Here is a 5181-nt window from a genome sequence, read left to right on the forward strand (position 1 = left end):
CAACCGGACGCCGACATCGGATGCGCGCGAAAAACCCACGGCACGGAGAGCCAACTGCCCAAGCAGAAAATTTCAGCGTCATGAATTATTGCGGTTAGGGACCTCGGCGTCGGCATCGCATTACAGCATTTTGCGAAAGCAATCAGTTAACTTGGAGATTTCAACCGGCGGCAATAGGCAGGATCGGGACTAATGTACCAGCCCGAGCGCGTGTGGACGGACCGTAGAGCACAACGTCAATGTTCCCTTGGAGCAAAAAACTTTACGCAGCAAAATCAATCGGCCAACTTCGCCCATGGTCGCCCGCCAGCCAACTCGTGGGCAAGGTGATCGACCAAGGCGCGAAGTTTGGCGGGCATGGGCGAGATTGGCGGCCATAATGCAAGGACCGGCATTTTTCGTGTAGCGTGACCCTGTAGCACGGGTTGCAGTGTGCCCGCTGCCAAGGGTTCAGCGACGATGAAGCCTGGCAACATTGCCAGCCCCAGACCGGCCAGGGCAAAATCCCGCATCGCCTCGCCGTTGTTCAAGGTCAGGCGACTGCGTGCCGGAGTCGACGCAAGTTTTCCGTCTGTCTCGAACTGCCACAGCTGCACGTCTGGAAGGTGGATGTAACTCAGCACCTGGTGTCCCGCCAGATCGGCGGGTGCCGCTGGCTGACCGTGGCGGGCCAGATAGTCGGGACTGGCGCAGGCGATCATCTCGTCGGTGCATAAGGTGCGCCCGATCAAGGCACTGTCGCGCGCTTCGCCAATGCGAATGGCGAGATCGAAGCCATCGCGGATCAGATCGCGGGCGCGATCGTCAAAATCGATCCGCAATTCCAGTTCGGGATGTGCCTGCGCGAACCGTGCGAGGATCGGGCTGAGAAAAAGCGTGCCAAAGGTCATCGGCGCCGTGATCGACAGCCGGCCGCGCAATTGGGCGGTCCCGTCCATACCCCATGACGCGCTCTCGGTCGCGGCCGTCAGGGCGCTGAGAGCGGGACGCAGTTGTTCTGCCAGGCGCACCGCCGCCTCGGTCGGGGTGACACGGCCTGCATTTCGCAGGAACAAGGCCGCCTGCAAGGCGCGTTCCAGATCGGAAACGCGCTTGCTGATGACGGATTTCGACAGGTTCAGATGCGCTGCCGCGGCGGTCACGGTGCCAAGCTCCATCACCGCCAAAAACGTCTCGATCTCGTCCAATGTATACCGCATAGGCAAAGCTTATTCCGCCTCTGATCGTTCGGCAATCGCGAACGCCGGGTTGTCGCGGTGGGTGCTGCACAATCGCCCGGTCACCTGCCATACTGCGCGCAACCAAGGAGGCCACCATGAACCTGACAGGCATACATCACCTGACCGCAATCACGGCCGATGCACCCAGCAACAATCGATTTTACACCGAAACCCTCGGGCTGCGGCGCGTCAAGATGACCGTCAATCAGGATGACACATCGGCGTATCACCTGTTTTTCGCCGATGGCGCGGGCACTCCCGGCACGGACCTGACCTTTTTCGACTGGCCGGTCACGTCGGAGAAACGTGGCACAAACGCGATCAGCCGCACTGGCCTGCGTGTGGTCGAGGATAGTCTTGAGTATTGGGTCGTTCGGCTGCGCGACGCCAGACTTATCTGCGGCGAGATCGGAGAGATCGACGGCCGCGCCACACTTGATTTCGAGGACCACGAAGGCCAGCGCTTCCGATTGACAGCCGACACCGCCAGCACGGCACATCCCTGGGACCGCAGCCCGGTGCCGCCGGAACATCAGATCCGCGGGTTGGGCCCTATCACCATTTCGGTGCCGCAACTGGCGCCGACAGAAACGGTCCTTACTCACCTGATGAACATGCGCGCCGTGCGAGACTATCCCAGCCCCGACGGCCAGGGTCAGGTGCATGTGTTCGAAATGGGTGCGGGCGGACCCGCCGCCGAATTGCATGTCGCTGTGCAGCCTGGCCTGCCAGTGGCGCAGCAAGGTGCCGGAGCGGTGCATCATGTCGCGTTCCGCGTGCCTGACAAACAAGCGCTCAGCCAATGGGCAGAGCGCTTGAACACCCTTCGCATGCCCAGTTCGGGCGAGGTCGAGCGGTTCTATTTTCGCAGTCTTTACTTTCGCGAACCGGGTGGCAATCTGTTTGAACTGGCCACCGACGGTCCTGGCTTCGATGTGGACGAACCGTTCGAGACCATGGGCGAGGCATTGTCCCTTCCGCCATTTCTCGAACCGAAGCGCGCCGCAATCGAGGCGCGCCTGAAGCCGCTGGACTGATACACCAGGGCGCCGGCCGCGGGACCATCGCTGCGGCCGGCAAGACCACTTGATCGACGCGCGGCGCGACTGTGCCAGTGCACGTCACATTGCAAAGGAGCGCGCCGATGGCCGCAGAAGGGTTGGGGCCGGTCATTGGGCTTGCGGTTGTGCTCATGGGGGCCGCGGTGATTGCCGTGCCGCTCTTCAGGCGTCTGGGGCTGGGATCGGTCTTGGGCTATTTCGCCGCCGGGGCCTTGGTCGGCCCCTCCGTGCTGGGCTTGTTCACTGACCCTGACGCGATCCTGCATTTCGCGGAACTCGGGGTCGTGATGTTTCTGTTCGTCATCGGACTGGAACTGCGCCCGCAAAAGCTCTGGGCGCTGCGGGGGCAGATCTTCGGGCTGGGGCTGGCACAGGTCAGTCTTGCAATCGGTCTGCTGTCGCTGGCAGGCGTGGTTGTGTTCTCACTTCCACCGGTCACGGCGTTTATCGCCGGTGCGGGGTTCGTGCTGTCCTCGACCGCCGTGATCATGTCCACCCTGCAAGAGCGTGGCGAGATCGCCAGCCCCGAGGGTCAGAAATCCATCTCGATCCTGCTGTTCGAGGATCTGCTGATTGTGCCATTGCTGGCGGTTGTGGCGTTTCTTTCCCCCGTCGGACAGGGCGAAGGCGGGCTGGCTGCGCTGGCACTCGCTCTTGGGGGTCTGGTGGCGCTGCTTGTGGCGGGACGCTGGCTGCTTGATCCGTTCTTCGCCCTGCTGGCCCGCGCCCGCGCCCGCGAGGTGCTGAGCGCCGGGGCACTACTTGTGGTGCTCGGTGCCGCCCTTCTAATGGCGACCGTCGGCCTGTCGATGGCGATGGGTGCTTTCGTGGCGGGTGTCATGCTGTCCGGCTCCAGCTATCGCCACCAGATCGAGAGCGATATTGGGCCATTCAAGGGCCTGTTGATGGGCCTGTTCTTTCTGGCTGTCGGCATGTCGCTGAATCTGGCAGTGGTGGCTGCGGAGTGGCCGCTGCTTCTGGCGATGCTGGTCGTCTACGTGCTGGTCAAGGCCGTCGCTATCTATGCCACGGCGAGGGCCTTTGGCGGGGCCAACCTGCCCGCCCTGCGCCGCACCGTGATGTTCGCCCAAGGGGGCGAGTTCGCCTTTGTCCTTTATACCGCTGCCCTGGCCGGTGGCGTGATCGACGCGCGCGAAAATGCTATCTTTTCGACCGTCGTGATACTGTCCATGGCGATCACCCCGCTGATCATGATTGCTGCTGACCGTGTTTTGCGGGACGGTGACCGCTCGCTGGACGGCGTAGAGGCCGCGGACGGTCTGCGCGGGCAGGTGCTGGTCATCGGCTTTGGCCGGTTTGGCCAGATCGCGCTGCAACTGCTGCTGGCCCGCGGGGCGCAGGTTTCGGTGATCGAGAACAACCCCGACCGTATCCGCGACGCCGCGCGCTTCGGGTTCAAGGTCCATTACGGTGATGGCACGCGGCTGGATATCCTGCATGCGTCGGGGGCGGCGCAGGCGCAGGTGATCCTGGTCTGTGTCGATGACCGTCGCGCAGTCAGCGCCATTGCAGAACTGGTCCAGCACGAATTCCCGAATGCGGCGGTGCTGGCGCGCAGCTATGACCGGGGTCATTCGATGGACCTGATCCGCGCAGGTGTGGACTTCGAGATCCGTGAAACAGTTGAATCCGCGTTTCAGATGGGGGCCGAAGGGTTACGCCGCCTTGGGTGGGACGAGGCGACAGTGACAGACGCGTTGGAGGATGTCCGCGGCCGCGATGCACAGCGCCTGACGGAACAGGTGCAGGGTGATATCATGTCAGGCCGTGACAGTATGTTGACGACCCCGGTGCCGGAACCGTTTACCCCTGCCAGATCCACATCGAAAGGAAATCCGCAATGACAAAGACAATCCTTGGCCTCAGCGGCAGCCTGCGCCGCGCATCCTTCAACGCGGGATTGCTGCGCGCCGCTGCTGAGTTGACACTGGACGGCGTGAAAATCGAGACCGGATCAATCCGCGACGTGCCGCTTTACGATGGAGATCTTGAACAGGCCAAAGGCCTGCCAACTTCTGTCAAAACGCTGCAAACGCAGCTTCAAGCCGCAGACGGGGTTCTGCTGGTCACGCCGGAATACAACAACGGCATTCCCGGCGTATTCAAGAATGCCATCGACTGGATGTCACGCGGGCCGGGATTGGAGATGTGGGTAGGCAAACCGGTGGCAGTGCTTGGTGCGTCGCCCGGTGGGTTTGGCACGATCATGGCGCAGAACCACTGGCTGCCTGTGCTGCGTACGCTCAAAGTCGATTTCTGGGCCGAAGGGCGGCTCATGGTGGCGCGGGCAGGCGATCTTTTCGATGGGGATGGCAACCTGACCGATCCCGCCAGCCGCGACCGGCTGGCGGATTTTCTGGACGGTTTCGCCAGGGCCATCTGACACGATGTTAGGGTCCCAGACCTGTTGACGGGCCATGACCTCGCGACTCATTTGGCCGTTTGCCTGTCCAGCCAACTTTTCGCCGCATCCAGATCGGATGCGCCAAGCTCATGCCCCACAGGCAAGGTGCGCGTATCGAGCGTCGCCCCGGCACTCCGCAACGATGCCTCAAGCGCCGGGGCCATGCGGGCGAAAGGATCATGCGCCCCAGACAGCAGCAATATGTTTGCCCCAGTCAGGTCAGGCGCAGGCGCGTCGTCCAGCGCCGCAATCCCGCGCAGCAGGATCGCGCGCCGCACCAGACCCGGATGCAGCAACATCAACGCGCCCAGCAGGTTCGCCCCGTTGGAATAGCCCAGATAGCTGATGCGCCCTGCATCCAGCCCGTAGCTTCGAATCACTGCATCCATGAAACCGTTGAATGCCTCTGCTTCGGATCGGATATCGGCCTGATCATAGGTCACGGCATCGTACCGCCGGAACCAGCGGTTGATGC

General features: G+C 62.5%; 5 protein-coding genes. 3 read left to right on the forward strand and 2 right to left on the reverse strand.

Annotated features, from left to right (window positions below; all coding sequences use genetic code 11):
* Window positions 1-275 precede the first annotated feature (275 nt).
* Window positions 276-1187 carry a LysR family transcriptional regulator gene (locus ACESL9_RS16885; protein WP_372675277.1) on the reverse strand — a complete coding sequence of 304 codons (912 nt, stop codon included), beginning with the start codon at window positions 1185-1187 and terminating at the stop codon, window positions 276-278.
* A gap of 128 nt (window positions 1188-1315) precedes the next feature.
* Here ACESL9_RS16885 and ACESL9_RS16890 point away from each other — a divergent pair, with 128 nt between their 5' ends.
* The 3 genes from ACESL9_RS16890 to ACESL9_RS16900 all read left to right on the forward strand — a co-directional run bounded on the left by ACESL9_RS16890 (window position 1316) and on the right by ACESL9_RS16900 (window position 4685).
* Window positions 1316-2257 (forward strand): ring-cleaving dioxygenase, encoded by a 942-nt coding sequence (locus ACESL9_RS16890; protein ID WP_372675278.1) that lies wholly within the window; start codon window positions 1316-1318, stop codon window positions 2255-2257.
* Between the two features lie 107 nt (window positions 2258-2364).
* Window positions 2365-4146 carry a monovalent cation:proton antiporter-2 (CPA2) family protein gene (locus tag ACESL9_RS16895; RefSeq protein WP_372675279.1) on the forward strand — a complete coding sequence of 594 codons (1782 nt, stop codon included), beginning with the start codon at window positions 2365-2367 and terminating at the stop codon, window positions 4144-4146.
* Window positions 4143-4685: an NADPH-dependent FMN reductase gene (locus ACESL9_RS16900; protein ID WP_372675281.1), complete on the forward strand. Its 543-nt coding sequence runs from the start codon at window positions 4143-4145 to the stop codon at window positions 4683-4685. Before ACESL9_RS16895 ends, ACESL9_RS16900 begins: the two co-directional genes overlap by 4 nt.
* A gap of 47 nt (window positions 4686-4732) precedes the next feature.
* On the opposite strand, the gene ACESL9_RS16905 is transcribed toward ACESL9_RS16900, so the two are convergent.
* Window positions 4733-5181: alpha/beta hydrolase (locus ACESL9_RS16905; protein WP_372675282.1), on the reverse strand; the 449-nt coding region annotated here is incomplete at its 5' end.

This window comes from Aquicoccus sp., assembly GCF_041686535.1.
Lineage (GTDB): Bacteria > Pseudomonadota > Alphaproteobacteria > Rhodobacterales > Rhodobacteraceae > Aquicoccus.